The organism is Pedobacter sp. GR22-6, from assembly GCF_037402555.1.
Classification (GTDB): domain Bacteria; phylum Bacteroidota; class Bacteroidia; order Sphingobacteriales; family Sphingobacteriaceae; genus Pedobacter.
The window spans coordinates 249345-267737 of record NZ_JBBEUC010000001.1 but is presented as its reverse complement, the minus strand read 5'-3'; the positions used below and the strand labels follow the sequence as shown (position 1 = coordinate 267737).

The window sequence follows — 18393 nt, the reverse complement described above, 5'->3', positions numbered from 1 at the left end:
AAAACTAATAAATAATTCGCGATTTGCAAATCGCGAATTGAAAAACACCGATTTATTAAAAGGATTAGCCAGTAACTGGCCTTTCCGTACTAGTAAACAATCCAGCTGCACTCAAAATACTTGCACTAAAAATTCAAAACGATTACTTTGCTGTGGAACTGGCGGCTAATTTGAAGCGGAATGAGGTTCCCTGCGGTCAATAAGCGTAAACATCAGGGCCGCTAAAGTATTGGATGTACCGCAGAAATTCCTAGATTTGCAATCTAAAAAGAAGATACTATTCAATCGCATATTTTAAACAGCAGGAACGGATTTTGGATTATTTAGCAGGTTTAAACCCACAACAACGCGCAGCAGTAGAAAACACACAAGGACCGGCGATGATCGTCGCAGGTGCCGGATCAGGTAAGACACGGGTAATTACTTATCGCGTGGCCCACCTCATTCAAAAAGGTGTAGATCCTTTTAACATCCTGGTACTGACCTTTACCAATAAAGCCTCCAAGGACATGCGTGACCGGATCGGCAAGGTGGTAGGTGCAGAAGCAAAAAGCATCTGGATGGGTACATTCCACTCCGTATTTGCCAAAATTCTTCGGGTAGAGGCTGAAAAAATTGGCTATCCTTCCAATTTTACCATCTATGATACCGACGATAGTAAAAGTCTGATCCGCTCTATCTTAAAGGAAATGCAGCTCGACGATAAACTGTACAATGCGAATTTCGTGTATAACAGGATGTCTTCGGCAAAGAACAACCTGATTTCACATGTAGAATACATGCAAAGTCCGGAAATTCAGGCAGAGGACATCAGCAATAAGCGTCCGTTGATGGGCAGTATTTATGAAACTTATACCAAACGCTGCTTTAAAGCGGGGGCGATGGATTTTGATGATTTGTTGTTCAAAACCAATATTCTTCTTAAAAATCATCCTGATGTGCTCAACAAATACCAGCAGAAATTCAAATACCTGATGGTGGATGAGTACCAGGATACCAACTTTTCCCAGTATACTATTGTGAAAAAACTAGCCGCAGCCTATCAAAACATCTGTGTGGTGGGTGACGATGCACAGAGTATCTATGCTTTCAGGGGTGCCAACATCCAGAATATCTTAAATTTTGAACGCGATTACCCTGAACTTCAGGTTTATAAACTGGAACAGAACTACCGCTCTACACAGAATATTGTAGAGGCTGCCAATAGTATCATTGCCAACAACAAGAACCAGCTGGAGAAAAATGTATTCTCGGATAACGAATCCGGCGACCGAATCAAGGTATCCCGGGCCTTTACGGACAATGAAGAGGGGAAACTGGTTGCAGAAGCCATTGCCCAGGAGCGTGCTTCCAAGGGTTACAATTACAATGATTTCGCAATCCTGTACCGTACCAATGCACAGTCCAGGGCTATGGAGGAGGCTTTGAGAAAAATCAATGTACCTTATAAAATCTATGGGGGACTTTCCTTCTATCAGCGTAAGGAGATCAAAGATCTGATTGCTTATTTCCGATTGACTTTCAACCCTTCTGATGAGGAAGCCATCAAGCGCGTAATTAATTACCCACGCCGTGGTTTAGGCGACACTACCGTAGAAAAGCTCATTGTAGCTGCTGATCAGCATGATACCACCATGTGGCAGGTGATATGTAATCCACAACAATATATAGCAGGGCGGATCGCCAATCAACTCAACGATTTTGCCATGCTCATCCAGAGCTTTGCCGCAGAGGCGAAGAAACTGGATGCTTACGAAACGGCCTTATATATTGCCCAGCATTCCGGCATTCTAAAAGAGCTGCATACCGACGATAGCATCGAAGGTCGCGGGCGCTATGAAAACATACAGGAATTGCTGAACGGAATCAAGGATTTTGCGGAACGCGAAGACATCGAAGACCGCAGTCTGGCCATTTTTATGCAGGATATTGCCTTGCTGACCAATGACGACCGTGGCGACGATAAAGATAAGGACACCGTTTCGCTGATGACCATCCACTCTTCTAAAGGACTGGAGTTCAAGAATGTGTTTATCGTCGGATTGGAAGAAAACCTCTTCCCTTCACAGATGAGCCTCAATTCCAGGTCTGACCTGGAAGAAGAACGCCGATTATTCTATGTGGCGATCACCAGGGCGGAGAAAAAACTGAGCCTCAGCTATTCCACTTCGCGCTATCGCTGGGGTACACTGACCAATTGCGAACCGAGCCGTTTCATCAATGAGATCAATGCCAGGTTCCTGGAATTAGACATAGTGAAACCACCTAAAAGCAATCTGGGAGAAGGCAGTTTCGAAAATGAAAGACGGACCTGGACTCAGCAGAGGGATAGCTTCAGTAAACCTAAACCGGCCATGTCTTCCAGCGCTTCCGGTAGCACAAGTGCGCCTGCGGCAAGACCAAAAACAACTTCACTATTGCCCAAAGCGCACGTTCCTACGCCTGGCTTCGCACCAGACCCTGCAAATGCCTTTCAAAATGGCATGGATGTAGAACATGAAAAGTTTGGATTTGGTAAAATTGTAAGTTTGGAAGGTACACTACCTGATGTAAAAGCAACTGTATTTTTCCAGGGCCTGGGCAATAAGCAGTTGTTATTAAAATTTGCTAAATTGCGAATTGTGAAATAAGCTATATATTTGCTACTTCTGTGTAGACTTATTCGCTTTAAGAAAGCCTGATTATATAATAAACAGCATTCCTTCGTTAAGATTATAGGAATCCTGATAGACATAACAATATGAATTTCGATTATAACACCACAAGAAATGAGCTGATCCTGGCCGAATACGGCCGGAATGTTCAGAATATGGTTAAATATATCATTGAATTGCCCGACCGCGACGAACGCAACAAGTACGCTCAGGCAGTAATAGACCTGATGGGTTTCCTAAACCCGCACTTGCGCGATGTAGCGGATTTTAAGCACAAACTCTGGGATCACCTGCACATCATATCCGGTTACCAGATTGATGTAGACAGCCCATACCCGAAGCCTACTCCTGAAGCAGCATTAATTAAACCTGACCATATCGGCTATCCACAACAAAAGATCCGTTACAAACACTATGGAAAAACCGTGGAAGTAATGATCGAAAAAGCAAAAGCAGTGGATGAGCCTCAACTTAGGGCTGCAATGGTTCAGGGAATTGCCAATTTCATGAAAATGTCTTACGTCACCTGGAACAAGGACAGCGTAGCGGATGAGACCATTTTCAAAAACCTGCGTGAACTCTCGCAAGGTGCACTGGAGCCGGATGAAAGCATCAACCTGGCAAAAGTAGAGTTTAAACCCGTGGTGCCGGCCAGACAAAACAACAATAAAGGCAAAAACAACAACAAGGGAAGACAAAACAACAACAATAATAACAACAATAACCGCCAGCGCAATAACAATGGCAAACAACGCTATTAAGATTCACCAAATTTACTTTACAAGATACCTCTACTTATAATATGAATGCATTTGAAATCATTGGTGGAAAAAAATTAAAAGGCGAAATTCAACCTCAGGGTGCTAAGAACGAAGCCCTGCAGATCATCGCTGCAGTTCTGTTGACCGATCAGAAAATCACCATCAGCAATATCCCTGACATCAAAGATGTAAACAAACTCATCGAACTGCTGGGCGATATGGGGGTAACGGTGGAACGCTTATCTAAAGATACTTATACTTTTGAAGCCAAAAATATTGACCTGAACTTCTTCCTTTCTGATACCTTTAAAGCAAAAGGCGGAGGATTAAGGGGCTCAATCATGATCGTAGGTCCACTTCTTGGACGTTTCGGTACTGCTGCGATCCCTAAACCCGGTGGCGATAAAATTGGCAGAAGAAGATTGGATACACACTTCCTGGGTTTCGAAAAGCTAGGCGCAAAATTCAATTACGACAGCAAAAAAGAGTTTTTCAATGTAGATGCCACTAACCTGAAAGGTACTTATATCCTTTTAGATGAGGCTTCAGTAACCGGAACTGCTAATGTAGTGATGGCTGCTGTATTGGCTAAAGGCGTTACGACCATATATAATGCGGCATGTGAACCTTACCTGCAACAATTGTGCAAAATGCTGAACCGCATGGGTGCAAAAATCTCAGGTATAGGCTCTAACCTCCTGACCATAGAAGGTGTGGAGAAACTAGGTGGAACAGAACACCGCATGTTGCCTGACATGATCGAAATCGGCTCCTTCATTGGTCTTGCGGCCATGACAGAATCTGAGATCACCATAAAAAATGTATGCTATAGCGAGCTGGGTGTAATTCCCGACGTGTTCCGCAAACTGGGAATCAAGTTTGAGCTAAAGGGCGACGACATTTATATTCCTTCTCAAAAACACTATGTGATTGAGTCATTTATAGATGGCTCGATGCTTACCATTGCAGACTCTCCATGGCCAGGCTTCACCCCCGACCTGCTGAGCATTGTACTGGTCGTTGCCACACAAGCACGCGGTAATGTTCTCATCCACCAAAAGATGTTTGAAAGCAGGCTGTTCTTTGTGGATAAGCTAATTGATATGGGTGCCCAGATCATCCTTTGTGATCCACACAGGGCAACGGTAAATGGTATCGACAAAAAATATAAACTGAGGGGTATCAGCATGACTTCGCCGGATATCCGCGCCGGGGTTTCCCTGCTGATTGCAGCTTTATCTGCTGAAGGAAAATCGACGATTTTCAATATAGAACAGATTGAGCGTGGCTATCAGGACATTGACACTCGTTTGCGTGCCTTGGGTGCACAGATCAAACGTGTGGACGCTGCCGCACCAAGTCACTAGACCATAATAAATTGATATAAAAAAAGGCATCCTCACAGATGCCTTTTTTTATACATAAAATTCTGCTTATGCCGAGATGGCATTGATGATATCGTATTGTGTAATGATCTCTATTCTTCCCGATTCTGTTTCTACCAATACAGCGCTATTGTCTTTGTTGATTAGCGCAGAAATGCGGTCGATAGATGTATTCAGGTCTACAAAAGGGAAGCTTGCCGACATGATTTCTTCCACTTTAGCCGATTTCAGGGAAGGATTTTCCATTAAGGCTTTCAGGATATCTCCATCTATCAGCTTACCCACAACCATATCTTTCTGGGTGACCGGAATCTGGGAAATGTTCAGTGTATGCATGGTGTTGATCGCCTCCAGCAATGTTTTTTCACCATCAATCGTGACGATCTCCGTGTCTTCTTTCTTGGCAATGATGGATCTCGCAGTGAGTTTTTCGTCTTTTAGGAACCCCCTTTCACGAAGCCAGTCCTCATTGTACATCTTACCCATGTAACGGCTGCCATGATCATGAAAAATCACCACCACCACATCTTCAGGCTTCAACTGGTCTTTCAACTGCAGCAATCCTGCAACAGCTGAACCTGCAGAATTACCCACAAAAATCCCTTCTTTCCTCGCAATATCACGGGTCATCAGTGCCGCATCTTTATCGGTTACTTTCTCAAAAAGGTCAATAATGTCGAAATCGACATTCTTGGGCAAAAAATCTTCGCCAATACCTTCTGTGATGTAGGGGTAAATCTCGTTTTTATCGAGGATTCCGGTCTCTTTGTATTTCTTGAATACTGAACCATAGGTATCTATGCCCCAAACTTTGATGTTTGGATTCTGTTCCTTGAGGTATTTTCCTGTGCCGGAGATCGTTCCTCCCGTGCCGACACCCACCACAAGGTGTGTAATCTTACCTTCGGTTTGCGCCCAGATCTCGGGTCCCGTCTGCTCATAATGGGCCTGGGTATTGGCCAGGTTGTCATACTGATTGGGTTTCCAGGAATTGGGTACTTCACGTTCCAACCGGGAGGAAACCGAATAATAAGAACGTGGGTCTTCCGGTTCTACATTAGTGGGACAGACAATAACTTCGGCTCCGAATGCACGCAGGGCATCAACTTTCTCTTTCGACTGTTTATCTGTTGTTGTGAAAATACATTTATAGCCCTTGATGATCGCAGCCATAGCGAGTCCCATACCCGTATTACCCGAAGTACCTTCGATGATCGTACCTCCTGGCTTCAACTTTCCGCTGCGTTCCGCGTCTTCAATCATTTTCACTGCCATACGGTCTTTGATGGAATTCCCCGGATTGGTGGTTTCCACTTTTGCCAGTACCGTAGCCGGAATATCCCTGGTAATATTGTTCAATTTTACCAGTGGCGTATTGCCGATTGTTTCTAATATATTGTTGTACCACATGATACAAAAATACAGATTGAAGATTGGAATTTTATTTACAACATAATATTCGAAATATAATATTTAAATTAAACAAAAAACAACATTATATTTTAATCTACTTATCCAATAGAATTAAAAGCAAATAATATAGTGCCAAAAAGAGAATATCCTAATTGAGCCGGTACACTTTACCAGGCAGCGCAGTCAATATTCCCTGCATTTCCAGGCTCAGCAAGTACATGGCCAGCTTGCTCTGACTGGTGTTGCTGAGTACCGACAATTCATCGATACGCAAAGGAGCAGTTTTGAGTAGTTCTATCACCTTCAGTTCCTCGCTTGACAAGCCCAATGGCAATTGAATTTGCTGGATTTTAGGTTGCTCCTGCTCCCAACCCAGGTAATAAACAAGGTCTTTTGCATGATTGATCAGGGCAGCCCGGTTGGTCTTTATCAAAAAATTACAGCCTTCTGAACTAGGATCTGTGGTCCTGCCAGGATAAGCATATACATCGCGGTTATAGGAATTTGCAATATCAGCAGTGATCAATGCGCCACCTTTCGCGGTGGCCTCTACCAGTACAGTGGCATCGGCGATACCAGCTATGATCCGGTTGCGCATCGGAAAATGCTCCCGGTCTGGCTTGGTTTTCAGTGGAAATTCAGTCAGCAGTCCGCCGTTCCTGGCCATTTGTTGGGCTATGGGCTGATGCAGGGGAGGATAAATCCGGTCGAGTCCATGCGCCAGCACTCCGATCGTTGGAATACCATTGGCCAGGCTTTCCTTATGCGCAGCCACATCTATACCATAAGCCAGTCCACTCGCAATGATGACATGATAATCTGCTAGCACCTCTGCGAGTTGCCGGCAAAGTTGTCTGCCATATTCCGTAGCTTTTCTCGTGCCCACCACACTGATGATCCGGTTGTGGTTCAAATCAGCAGTACCTTTATAATACAATAGTATAGGTGCATCGAAACAGTGCCGCAAGCGGTGCGGGAAGTTTTCTTCGGTAAAAAAGAGCGTTTGCACCCCGTGTTTGTCTATGAATTTAAGCTGTTCCTCTGCTTCCCTGAGGGCATTGCCTTCCAAAATGTGTTTCGCCGTGAGCGGCCCTACGCCAGTTACTTGTTGCAATTCCTGATTTCTGGCCTCAAATACGGCTTTAGGGCTTCCAAAATGACCCAAAAGATGTTTGGCTGTAACATGTCCCACCTCCGGGATCAATGTTAACGCGATCTGATAAATTAAACTCATGTGTTAAGTTAGGCAGATCTGACGCAACTGACCAAACACTGCTAAAAAAACATTGATTTACAGAATATTAAAATAAAACTATTAAAATAGTTTGCAAACTATAAAAATAGTAGTAACTTTAATTAACATCAAAACGATACAAAATGAGAGAGCTGACAAAAGCGGAAGAACAAGTAATGCTGATACTTTGGGAAATGAAAGAAGGACTGGTCAAGGATGTCATCGACAGGATGCTCCCACCCAAACCAGCCTATAATACCGTCTCCACTGTGATTCGGGTATTGGAAGGAAAAGGCTTTATAGACCACAAAGCCATTGGCAATACGCACATCTATTTCCCCATCATTTCGGAAGAGCAGTACAAGCATTTCGCACTGGACAAAGTGATGAACAACTACTTTGAAAACTCTTACCAAAGCCTGGTTTCCTTTCTGGTAAAAGAGAAAAACATGGATATGGATGAGTTGGATGAACTGATCAAATTAGCTGAAAAGCTTAAAAACAAAGAATCATGAACTGGTTATACTACTTACTGGAAGCCAACCTGTATCTGGCTGTATTTTACGGGTTTTATCGGCTATTGCTCCATCGGGAAACATTCTATAGTTTAAACAGATATTACTTACTTAGCGCCACTTTACTGGCTTTTGTACTTCCCCTTATACAGGTTGGCTATCTCCAGGTCTTATTGAGCGAGACTCAGGAATCAGTCTCAATTTATGTTAAATCCAGGTCAGGAACTAAAAATCCAATTGTAAATTCCCAGACCTTGGCATTATCCTGGCTAAACATTATTTATGTTTCAGCAGCTATGATATTACTTTTAAGGCTGATACTAAATCTAAGTAAGGTAATAAGGCTTGCCTGGACTTCTCCAAAAGAAAGACATGCAGGTATCATCTATGTGAAATTTGAGGGCATAGAAACAGCATTCTCCTTCTTCAATTTTCTTTTCCTAAACCCAAAAATCGAAAAAAAAGACACAGTTATCCGGCATGAACTGGTCCATATCCATCAAAAACACAGTGCAGATGTCCTATTTTTCGAAATGTTGCAGGTGCTGAATTGGTTTAATCCCCTAGTATGGATGATAAAAAAAGATGTACAACTACTTCACGAATATATAGCCGATGAAAATAGCACAGATTCTGGCTCCATGAAGCATGAATATGCAATGTTTCTAATTCAAAATTCATTCGGACGCTTAACCAACGGTGTCACCAGTCAAATTTTCAACCAATCAATTTTAAAAATGAGAATCAATATGTTAAACAAAAAGAGATCAGCGGACGGGGCCAAGCTCAGGCTCCTGCTGGTATTACCACTATCAGGTGCTATGCTCTGCGCCTCGACACTTGCTTTTAGCAAGGATTATGTAACCATAGATTTGTATTCGTCGACTACGGAAAGCAGAACCATGGCACTACAAGACACTTTAAAGAAAAAGCCCGTCGTAAGGAAAACGGTACCAATACCGAAAAAAACCACGCCCCCTGCACCAAAGGTAACTACTGTAAAGTTTCCTCCCCCTGTTGTCACAAAGGATAAAGTTCCCCCTGCACCTAAGCTAGAACAGGTTAAATTCCCCCCACCAATGGTTAAAAAGAATAAAATAGCGCCGCCCCCACCTCCAGTTGAACCAAAGGAAAGTAGGCCAAAAGAACCAGATACGCCAACACCGAATTCTTCGGACAAAATCGTATCAGAACTGCGTAAGGACGGTATTTTGAAAGACGGAATCAGAAGTCTCGAATTCAATATGTTAGGCACCTTGGTAATTATAAATGGAGAAAAGCAAACGGAAGCGATTTCCAAAAAATATGCTTATCTTCTTAATCTGAAAGAAGGTGAAGAATTTGCTTTAGATTTTGTGGATAAGAAGTAATAATGGTACGCGTTTGAACATAATTTAAATTATTATGGAAAATCAATTCATTCTTAAAACCTGTCTAGTAGCTACTCTATTTGTGTCATCAGCTATGGCATTCGCTCAAAAGATCCCCAATAAACAGCAAGCCAGTCTTTACACGCCTGCTGATCTAAAAATAGATGGGACTGCTAAGGAGTGGAACAATAAGTTTCAGGCGAGAAATAGCGCGATAGAGGCTTCTTATACAATAGCCAACAACGACACGACGCTTTATCTGATTATCCAAACACAGCATAAAGATGTGGTTGACAAAATTTTACGGGGAGGGATTACCCTCAACATCAATCATACCTTAGACAAAAAAGACGAACACCAAATAGCAATTACTTATCCGATACTAGATGTTGCAGCCATGTCGAGCATTACAAATATGTATGCAGGAAAAGCTTATGCAAATGCGAATACAGACATAAAAGCCCTCACAATCAAGGAATTGAACAAGGCTTTAGAACTGAAATCAAAAACAATAAAGGTAAAGGGTATAAAAGAAATTCCCAGTGAAGAAATTTCAGTTTATAATCAGGACGGGATTAAAATAGCCTCCAAGTTTAACGACGATCTGTTTTTTACCTACGAGCTGGCGATACCTATAAAATACCTCTCCTTACCAAATAACGGAACGGAAAGTTTTAGTTACCAGATTAAAGTAAATGCCCCGCCTGTAAGAACTTTTACTGGCGGTCAGCCACCGCCGCCAGTCCCCATTTCAACCCTAGGAACCACAGATTTATGGGGAGAATATAAATTGGTCAAAAAATAGCGAAAATCTACTGAGGGATATACACCACGTATTTCGTCTCAAAAAACTCTTCTTCAAAGTAAGCTGAAAGCGGATATAGTTCCGCTTTTAGGCGTGATTCGGAAAGCTCTTCCGCCAGATCCCCTCCCTTTAAATATAGAATCCCGTTCGGGATCGCATTTATAGCTTGTTTTTTAAACTTGCCTTTCACCCAGGGATAAAAATCGATCAATCTCGTAACTGCCCTCGACACCACAAAATCATATTGATCAGGTACCTGCTCGGCCCTCAGATGACTGGCACGAAGGTTCTTCAAACTTAAAGCAGCAGCCACTTCAGTCACTACCTTAATTTTTTTACCTATGGAATCTACCAGGTGAAACTGCACTTCCGGAAACAAAATGGCCAGGGGAATCCCTGGAAATCCTCCACCCGTACCTACATCTAAAATGGTTGTGCCGGCAGTAAAACTGATGAATTTGGCAATCCCCAGGGAATGCAGAATGTGGCGTTCGTAGAGATCATCTATATCCTTACGGGAAATGACATTGATCTGCGCATTCCAAAAGCTATACAATCCATACAACTGATCGAACTGTGCAATCTGCTCCTCACTCAGTTCTTTAAAATATTTTTGTATTAAGGTCGACTTTATTTCCACTTTACTTTTTTAACAAATATAGATACTACGGCGTTAAACACCAGAAAAACAAACAATAAGATATCCAGAACAGGGAACCACCAGCTCAAACTACCATAACTCAAACGCTTTAAGAGCCGTGGATATACAAAACAACGGATCAGGATACTCAGCCCAAAGATACCCAGGGCAACATACATAGCCGGCTTAAAAAACAACAAGGCTACAAAAAAAACGTAAAACAGAAACTGAAAGCTGATCTGCAATGAAAGGATAAATTTATGCCTGGCTTTATACAGTTTCCCTGCACCAAAATGCCTCTTTTTCTGTCTGAGGTAAGCACCGAAACTCGTGTTCGGGACTGACCAGACATGGCTATCTTTATGGATCCGGATTGCTGTATTTGCAGACGTTGCATGGGCATTCACAAAAAGATCGTCGTCTCCAGAAGGGATATGCATGTGCGCGGCGAAACCTTTATGTTTAAAAAACAGAGACTTCTTGTAGGCCATATTTCTGCCCACTCCCATATATGGCATGCCTTTTAAAGCAAAAGAAAGGTAGTTTACCGCGGTAAAAAAGGTCTCAAAACGAATCAGTGCGTTCAGCAATCCTTTCTTTTTCAGATAGGGTGAATAGCCAAGCAGGATTTCTTTTTGCTCCTCTTCAGGTTGCTGCATCCCCATTAGCCAGTGTTCGGACGCAGGAACACAATCCGCATCTGTAAATACCAGCCAATCAAAGGAAGCTGCTTTGATCCCCATCGTGACCGCAAATTTCTTTCCCGCAATGAACTTCTCCCCTTCATTGATCGTCACCACTTTGAGTCTTGCATGCTGCTTAGCCATGCTTTCGAGGTAATCAAAAGTTCCGTCCCAGGAACGGTCATTGACGACCACAACTTCAAAATCAGGATAATTCTGAGCGAGGACAAGCGGCAGGTATTGCTTTAGATTTTCTAGCTCATTGCGTGCACAAATCACTACGCTTAGTGGTTTTCTGGCCGTAGCAGCGATTGCCTCTATGGGTATAAGTGCGAGCTTGAGGTGTACGAAAAGGCTGAAATAGAGTTGTATTAAAAAGCAAAAGATCAGAGCACCAATCAGGCAGCTCTCTATTAAGGTTAATTCCACGATGTATTTTTGTAACGTGCAAATTTCTCATTTTCGCTGGTTTTTTTGCTACTTTTGCACAGATTTTTTGATATATATAAATAAATGAAGTTCAGTTTACAGGCTAAAGATGTCCATTCGAAAGCGAGGGCAGGGACAGTGACCACGGATCATGGAGAGATACAAACCCCGATTTTCATGCCTGTAGGTACCGCAGGGACAGTTAAAGCAGTTCATCAGCGGGAACTAAAAGAAGATATACATGCCCAGATCATCCTGGGAAATACCTATCACCTCTACCTCAGACCAGGTCTGGATATTCTGGAGAAAGCGGGAGGATTACACAAATTCATCGGCTGGGACCGCCCCATCCTAACAGACAGCGGCGGTTATCAGGTTTATTCCCTGAGCAAAGTGCGAAAAATCAAAGAGGAAGGTGTTACTTTTCACTCGCATATAGATGGTTCCAAACACCTGTTTACCCCAGAGTATGCGATGGATATCCAGCGTACCATCGGGGCCGATATCATCATGGCTTTTGATGAATGTACTCCTTATCCATGTGATTATAAGTATGCGGCTTCATCCATTAACATGACACACCGCTGGTTGAAACGCTGCTGCGCACGTTTTGACAGTACCGAGCCTAAATATGGCTTCAACCAGACCTTATTCCCGATCGTACAAGGCTCTGTATATAAAGACCTGCGGGTAAAATCTGCAGAATTCATTGCCTCCATGGAACGTGAGGGAAATGCTATTGGCGGACTTTCTGTAGGGGAACCGGCAGAAGAAATGTATGGCATGACAGAAGTGGTCTGTGACATACTACCTTACGATAAACCACGTTATTTAATGGGTGTAGGCACACCCGTCAACATCCTGGAAAACATCGCATTGGGCGTCGACATGTTCGACTGCGTAATGCCTACCAGAAATGCCAGAAACGGAATGCTTTTTACCAGGAACGGAATGATCAACATCACCAACAAAAAATGGGCAGACGACCTTTCTCCAATAGATCCGGAGAGCGATCTGCATGCCGATCAGGTGTATTCTAAAGCTTATCTGAGGCACCTGATGCATTCGAAAGAGATGCTGGGCGCACAGATTGCTACGTTGCACAACCTCCATTTCTACCTATGGCTGGTGAAAGAGGCCCGTGAAAAGATCATTTCTGGTGAGTTTTATGCCTGGAAAAACAAAATGGTGACTATCTTAGGGAATAAATTGTAAATGAGCATTTTCAGAAACAGGATCAAAATCATTGATTGGTACATCATCAGCAAATACCTGGGGACATTTATTTACACCCTGACGCTGTTCATCATCATCATCATCATCTTTGACCTTTCTGAAAAACTGGACGATTTCCTGACTGCAAAACTCAGTTTCTGGCAGGTAATCAGCCTCTACTATGCTGGTTCTATCCCCTTTTACGTAAACATGCTTTCGCCGCTGATCAACTTTATTGCGGTGATCTTCTTTACAGCGAAGATGGCAGACCAGACCGAAATTGTACCTATTTTGAGCGGCGGCGTGAGTTTCAACCGCTTCCTGCTACCCTATTTTGTATCTGCTTTCATCATTTTTTCCTTCAATTTAGCAGCCAATTTATACGTTTTACCCCATACCAATCAGCTTAAAAACAGCTTCGAAAATACCTATGTAAAGAAGAATGCCCCATCGAGCAAGAACAACATCCACATGAAGCTCGATAAAAGCACTTACATTTATATGGATAATTTCGACAATAGAAGCAAAACCGGCACACGCTTCACCCTGGATAATTTCAAGGGCGATGTGATGACCAAAAAGCTGGTTGCAGAGCAAATCCAGTGGGATTCCGTGAAGCGCTCCTGGAAGCTCACCAATTACTCTGTAAGGCTTGTAGACAAGCTTAAAGAGACCATGATCAGCGGTTCAGGGATGACAAAAGATACGGTACTGGACATGCGTCCGGACGACTTCTCAGCTTATGACAACATCTATGAGAACATGAGCAACAAAGAGTTGGGGGAAAAGATCAGGAAGGAAAATGTCAGGGGCACAGGCATCATGAATGACCTGTTGTTTGAACGTTATAAACGCTGGCTAAGCCCTTTGTCGGCTTTTGTATTGACATTAATCGGTGTTGCTTTATCTTCCCGCAAGGTACGCGGCGGCGTTGGCCTGCCATTGGGAATAGGAATTTTACTGAGTTTCGGTTATATCGTATTGAATCAATTTGCTAAAATGTTCTCCCTAAAGGGTGATTTTCCTCCCCTTCTGGCAGTGCTCGCCCCTACCATTTTCTTCGGATTACTCGGCTATTATCTGCTGAGAAAAGCACCAAAATAAGACCCGTTATCCACCCCAAATTTCCTGCCATGAGCAACTCTTCTGCTGTTACCAAAAACCTGTTGATCCTTCATTTTACAGTGTTCATCTGGGGCTTCACAGGCATCCTTGGCGCACTCATTTCTGTGGATGCAGTGCAGCTCGTCTGGTACCGTGTGATGATCGCAAGCATTACTTTATTTGGCTATTTTATACTCAGTAAAACAAGCATCAGGGTGACCAAAAAACAGTTCCTGTCCTTCTTTTTTACAGGCAGTATTGTAGCCCTTCATTGGATTCTTTTCTTCCATGCCATCAAGATTTCTACCGTTTCCGTAGTGCTCGTATGCATGTCATCCGTCACACTTTTTACGGCGATCCTGGAACCGGCCATCAAAAAACAACCCATACTGGGCACAGATATCCTTGTCGGAATACTCATTATTTGTGGCATCTACCTCATATTTAAATTTGAATCCCAACATACATTAGGGATCATATTAGGACTCATATCGGCCTTTGGCGCTGCCCTTTTTGCGACCATAAACTCCACTCTTGTCCAGAAAAGTGACCCAAAAATCATCGGATTTTACGAGGTAGCCGGTGCCTTTTTCTGGATCAGTGTATACCGTTTTTACACCGGAGAGCTCCAGGTAGAGCACTTCAACCTGAGTCTCAGCGACTGGGTTTACCTCCTCATTTTAGGAACCATCTGCACCGCCCTGGCCTACGTTGCAGGGGTCTCTGTCATGCGCGCTTTATCTGCATTTCGGGTAGCGCTCATCACCAATCTGGAACCCGTGTACGGCATCCTTTTGGCCTTCCTTTTCTTTGGTAAAAGAGAAGCGATGTCGCTGGGTTTTTACCTTGGTGCAGTCATTATTCTGGGATCAGTATTCCTTTATCCGGTCTATAAAAAACGCAAAAACCTACACTAAACCTGGGGCTTTCCATCGGGGGTAGGGGAGCAGTTCAAGCTCCTCTGACCGGCATTTCTGTGCGCTGAATTTTCCAGAAAGACCAGCTAGGAACAGGCTTGGACTGGCCTTAGGTTAAGCCCAAAATCTGGATATAAAACGTAAATCTCATCGCGATACATCGGTCTGATACGTATACATTTCCGAAAGCAGTCCAAGAAATTTAATTGTATTTAAACACGAAATAGTGTACCTTAATTGCAGATTGGCAGGAAATCAAACGCGAGACCTTGATTGCTGAACAAAAGCCGAAAATCGCAATTAAAAATGCACAAATACAAGCACAACTCACTTGAACACAAAAACAACTAATCAATCATAATCAAATACTTAAGTACAAATATATAAAGCAACAAATAACGTAAAAAAGATTCAAAAACGACACGAATACTAACAAAATTAGCAAACAACCAATAAGCATGTTTAACAACATATCCAAACATCTGAAAATCAAATTTATAAATACACTCACTTTAACCTTAATTTCACATTGTACTTTTGCACAGCTTTTCGGAGGCGAACAAAACCCACTTAGTGTAAAATGGCGGCAAATTGAAGCGTCGGGTTTCCGGGTCATTTATCCGGCCGAACTCGAACAGGAAGCACAGCGCATGGCCAACACACTTGGTCACATCTACCCGTATGTCGGCAACTCCCTGAACAGGCAAAAAACAAGCATCCCGATCCTCCTTCAGAACCAGGGTGTGATTGCCAATGGCTTCGTTCAGCTTGCCCCAAAGAAATCAGAATTCTACACCACTCCACCACAACAGTTCGACAGTCAGGACTGGCTCAACAACCTGGCCGTTCACGAACTCCGCCATGTGGCACAGTTTGACAAACTCACAAATGGAAAAGCGAGGCCTTTTCCTGAAGATGTATACTTTGCCTGGTTCGGCGTCAGCATCCCACTTTGGTTTTTTGAAGGCGATGCGGTAACCATCGAAACAGCACTCACCAATGCCGGGAGAGGAAGGCAGCCTTCCTGGATCATGCCTTACCGGACAGCACTTTTAGAAGGAAGAAAAATTTCTTACAGCAAAGCTTACTTTGGCTCCAACAAAGACATCACTCCCGGCTACTATCAGTTGGGTTACCTGATGGCTTCCGACATCCGAAAAAAATTTGGTAAAGGAATTTTCGACAGCGTGCTCACCGATATCCGAAAAAGACCGCTCCGCCTCTACCCTTTTTCCAACAGCCTGAAAAAATACACAGACAAAGGAAGTCGTCAATGGTTCCTCCAAACCAGCGGGCAACTGAAGCAGGAATGGTCGGCCCAGGACAAAAACCTGAAGACCCAGGACTACCCGGTACTGAGCAAATCTGCCAGCTATGCGAGCAATTATTTTATGCCTCAAAAACTGCCTGACGGAAATATCCTGAGCTTGAAACAGAGCAAGGCTGAGCCCGCCCATTTCGTGCTGATCGGGCCCGACAAAAAAGAGCGTAAACTCCTAGGGATCGGCTATCAGGAACAACCCTGGTTTAGCTATGCGAACAACCTGCTCGTTTGGGACGAAGTCCGCTACGATCCCCGCTATCGTCAGCGCAGCTACAGCGTCATTTGCAGCTACGATCTGCTGAGCGGAAAAATCAGAACACTCAGTTCAAGGAGCCGGCTTTTCTCTCCGTCGATTTCCTCCGACGGAAAAAAAATAGTGGCCGTGCAGTTTGACCTCAGCAACAAATGCAACCTGGTGGAACTTGATGCCCATACCGGAAAAATACTGAACACCATTCCCAATCCGGAAAATCTGATCCTGCAAACCCCGGCCTACGATGAACAGGCCACACACATCGCTTACATAGCATTGAGTGAAAAAGGAAAAACTTTGCAGGTGACGGGAAAGGAAGACAAAACGGATGTTCTCATCCAAGCCACACAACAGCAGCTCAGCAGACCAATCTACATTGGTGCACAGATTGCATTTAACGCGCACTACAACGGGATCGACAACATTTACACTATAGATACCAGCAGCAAAAAGATAAGCGCTCTGAGCGCTTCTAAATACGGCGCCTTTAATCCTTCAAGAATTCCTGGAAGGGACAGCATCACTTTCAGCAACTACACAGATGGTGGTTACGCAGTGTCATCCGCAGTCATAGAACCTAAAACTCCGGGCAGAAACAGCTTCATCAATTTCAGCACAGCAACGCGAGCGCAGGAAAGCACGAAAAACGTATTTTTAAACGTCCCTGACAGCACGTTTACCTCTCGTCCATACAAAACCCTGTCCAACCTGTTCAACGTCCACAGCATCATCCCTGTGGTTGAAGATGAATACAAGTTCGGACTGCAGCTCAATTCCAATAACCTCCTCAGTACTTTCGATTTTTTCGCAGAGGCCGATTACCACCGGGACATCAACCGTTTTGAATACGTCTCAGGTGTCAAGCTCAAAATGTTTTACCCGGTCCTTACCGCCACCTACCGGAACCGTCCAAGGAGAAGTTTCTACAGTGCAAAAACCGGCATAGAACAGGGCGACTGGCGGGAACACAACGTCCAGCTGCAGGCTTCGGTACCACTCAGCTTCAATGTGCGCAACCATAGCTACAACATTTCCGCCAGTGTACTGACCAGCTACACGAGCCGCTACATGCCGGAGAACCTGCCCTCCAATTTCCTCAGCAAACTCAAATTTCCATTGCAGTACAGCACAACCCTCACACATTCGACCAGGGTTTCGGAGCGTGACATCGCACCAAGATGGGCACAAACCCTCCGCTTCACTTACGTACACCAGCCCTTTGACGACCTGCTGCCGGGAAAACTTTTTGCCGCCGAAGGCTTCTTCTACTTTCCGGGCCTGCTGCGAAACCATTCCTTCCTGGCCAACTTCAACTGGCAGAACGGAACCGGGATCAGGAGATTCGACAGAGAGATCAACAGTGTTTACGGGTACAACAACATCAGGGCAAGGAGCACGCTGAAAAACACACTGCTGTTCAACTACCGTTTCCCTTTTGCTTTTCCAGATGCTGAATTAGGACCATTGGCCTATATCCGGAATTTCCGGACAAGCCTTTTCTGCCATTACGAAAACTTTGGACTGGAGACCAATCTGGCCGAACCCAAGACTTACGGATTTGAGCTCCGCAGCAGCCTGAACGTACTGCGTTATCAGCCGGTTGTAGATTTAGGCGCGAGATTTGTGTTTGTGAACAAAAGCTATCATCAAAACCCTATCTTAGAATTGATTTTAAATTACAGTTTTTAAGC

Annotated in this window: 14 protein-coding genes; 10 read left to right on the top strand and 4 right to left on the bottom strand. The window is 43.8% G+C overall.

Going from position 1 to position 18393, the window contains the following annotated elements; genetic code table 11:
- The first annotated feature begins 314 nt into the window (after positions 1-314).
- From WAE59_RS01125 to murA, 3 genes are all read left to right on the top strand, one after another.
- Complete coding sequence (locus WAE59_RS01125; RefSeq protein ID WP_337854080.1) at positions 315-2630, top strand: ATP-dependent helicase; 2316 nt, start codon at positions 315-317, stop codon at positions 2628-2630.
- A 110-nt stretch (positions 2631-2740) separates the two neighbouring features.
- Positions 2741-3415, top strand: a complete 675-nt coding sequence (locus WAE59_RS01120; RefSeq protein ID WP_337854079.1) for a DUF4290 domain-containing protein — start codon at positions 2741-2743, stop codon at positions 3413-3415.
- A 41-nt stretch (positions 3416-3456) separates the two neighbouring features.
- Positions 3457-4782, top strand: a complete 1326-nt coding sequence (gene murA, locus WAE59_RS01115) for a UDP-N-acetylglucosamine 1-carboxyvinyltransferase (RefSeq protein WP_337854078.1) — start codon at positions 3457-3459, stop codon at positions 4780-4782.
- 66 nt (positions 4783-4848) lie between these two features.
- Here the strand turns inward: murA and WAE59_RS01110 are convergent, their stop codons facing one another.
- Positions 4849-6210 carry a pyridoxal-phosphate dependent enzyme gene (locus WAE59_RS01110; protein WP_337854077.1) on the bottom strand — a complete coding sequence of 454 codons (1362 nt, stop codon included), beginning with the start codon at positions 6208-6210 and terminating at the stop codon, positions 4849-4851.
- 151 nt (positions 6211-6361) lie between these two features.
- Positions 6362-7447, bottom strand: coding sequence for a DNA-processing protein DprA (dprA, locus tag WAE59_RS01105; protein ID WP_337854076.1), 1086 nt, complete (start codon positions 7445-7447; stop codon positions 6362-6364).
- Between the two features lie 143 nt (positions 7448-7590).
- Between dprA and WAE59_RS01100 the strand changes: the two genes are divergently transcribed.
- The 3 genes from WAE59_RS01100 (at position 7591) to WAE59_RS01090 (ending at position 10137) form a co-directional block, all read left to right on the top strand.
- Complete coding sequence (locus WAE59_RS01100) at positions 7591-7962, top strand: BlaI/MecI/CopY family transcriptional regulator (protein ID WP_337854075.1); 372 nt, start codon at positions 7591-7593, stop codon at positions 7960-7962.
- A 173-nt stretch (positions 7963-8135) separates the two neighbouring features.
- Complete coding sequence (locus WAE59_RS01095) at positions 8136-9332, top strand: M56 family metallopeptidase (RefSeq protein ID WP_337854074.1); 1197 nt, start codon at positions 8136-8138, stop codon at positions 9330-9332.
- Between the two features lie 34 nt (positions 9333-9366).
- On the top strand, positions 9367-10137 hold the full coding sequence (locus WAE59_RS01090; protein ID WP_337854073.1) for a hypothetical protein: 771 nt from the start codon (positions 9367-9369) through the stop codon (positions 10135-10137).
- A gap of 7 nt (positions 10138-10144) precedes the next feature.
- Here WAE59_RS01090 and rsmG read toward each other — a convergent pair whose 3' ends face one another.
- Both rsmG and WAE59_RS01080 read right to left on the bottom strand, forming a co-directional pair.
- Positions 10145-10777, bottom strand: a complete 633-nt coding sequence (gene rsmG, locus WAE59_RS01085; protein WP_337854072.1) for a 16S rRNA (guanine(527)-N(7))-methyltransferase RsmG — start codon at positions 10775-10777, stop codon at positions 10145-10147.
- The gene (locus WAE59_RS01080; RefSeq protein WP_337854071.1) at positions 10768-11889 is read right to left on the bottom strand and encodes a glycosyltransferase; all 1122 of its coding nucleotides are present in this window, start codon (positions 11887-11889) and stop codon (positions 10768-10770) included. The genes rsmG and WAE59_RS01080 overlap by 10 nt, the downstream gene beginning before the upstream one ends.
- A gap of 84 nt (positions 11890-11973) precedes the next feature.
- Here WAE59_RS01080 and tgt point away from each other — a divergent pair, with 84 nt between their 5' ends.
- The 4 genes from tgt (at position 11974) to WAE59_RS01060 (ending at position 18391) form a co-directional block, all read left to right on the top strand.
- On the top strand, positions 11974-13104 hold the full coding sequence (tgt, locus tag WAE59_RS01075; RefSeq protein WP_337854070.1) for a tRNA guanosine(34) transglycosylase Tgt: 1131 nt from the start codon (positions 11974-11976) through the stop codon (positions 13102-13104).
- On the top strand, positions 13105-14208 hold the full coding sequence (locus WAE59_RS01070) for an LptF/LptG family permease (protein ID WP_337854069.1): 1104 nt from the start codon (positions 13105-13107) through the stop codon (positions 14206-14208).
- 29 nt (positions 14209-14237) lie between these two features.
- Positions 14238-15125: a DMT family transporter gene (locus WAE59_RS01065; protein ID WP_337854068.1), complete on the top strand. Its 888-nt coding sequence runs from the start codon at positions 14238-14240 to the stop codon at positions 15123-15125.
- Positions 15126-15583: 458 nt separating this feature from the next.
- On the top strand, positions 15584-18391 hold the full coding sequence (locus WAE59_RS01060) for a hypothetical protein (RefSeq protein WP_337854067.1): 2808 nt from the start codon (positions 15584-15586) through the stop codon (positions 18389-18391).
- Positions 18392-18393 lie beyond the last annotated feature (2 nt).

Excerpts from the sequence above, each read along its gene's own strand:
- WAE59_RS01120 (WP_337854079.1), top strand. The coding sequence starts at position 2,741 with ATGAATTTCGATTATAACACCACAAGAAATGAGCTGATCCTGGCCGAA.
- murA (WP_337854078.1), top strand. The coding sequence starts at position 3,457 with ATGAATGCATTTGAAATCATTGGTGGAAAAAAATTAAAAGGCGAAATT.
- WAE59_RS01110 (WP_337854077.1), bottom strand. The coding sequence starts at position 6,210 with ATGTGGTACAACAATATATTAGAAACAATCGGCAATACGCCACTGGTA.
- dprA (WP_337854076.1), bottom strand. The coding sequence starts at position 7,447 with ATGAGTTTAATTTATCAGATCGCGTTAACATTGATCCCGGAGGTGGGA.
- WAE59_RS01100 (WP_337854075.1), top strand. The coding sequence starts at position 7,591 with ATGAGAGAGCTGACAAAAGCGGAAGAACAAGTAATGCTGATACTTTGG.
- WAE59_RS01090 (WP_337854073.1), top strand. The coding sequence starts at position 9,367 with ATGGAAAATCAATTCATTCTTAAAACCTGTCTAGTAGCTACTCTATTT.
- tgt (WP_337854070.1), top strand. The coding sequence starts at position 11,974 with ATGAAGTTCAGTTTACAGGCTAAAGATGTCCATTCGAAAGCGAGGGCA.
- WAE59_RS01070 (WP_337854069.1), top strand. The coding sequence starts at position 13,105 with ATGAGCATTTTCAGAAACAGGATCAAAATCATTGATTGGTACATCATC.
- WAE59_RS01065 (WP_337854068.1), top strand. The coding sequence starts at position 14,238 with ATGAGCAACTCTTCTGCTGTTACCAAAAACCTGTTGATCCTTCATTTT.
- WAE59_RS01060 (WP_337854067.1), top strand. The coding sequence starts at position 15,584 with ATGTTTAACAACATATCCAAACATCTGAAAATCAAATTTATAAATACA.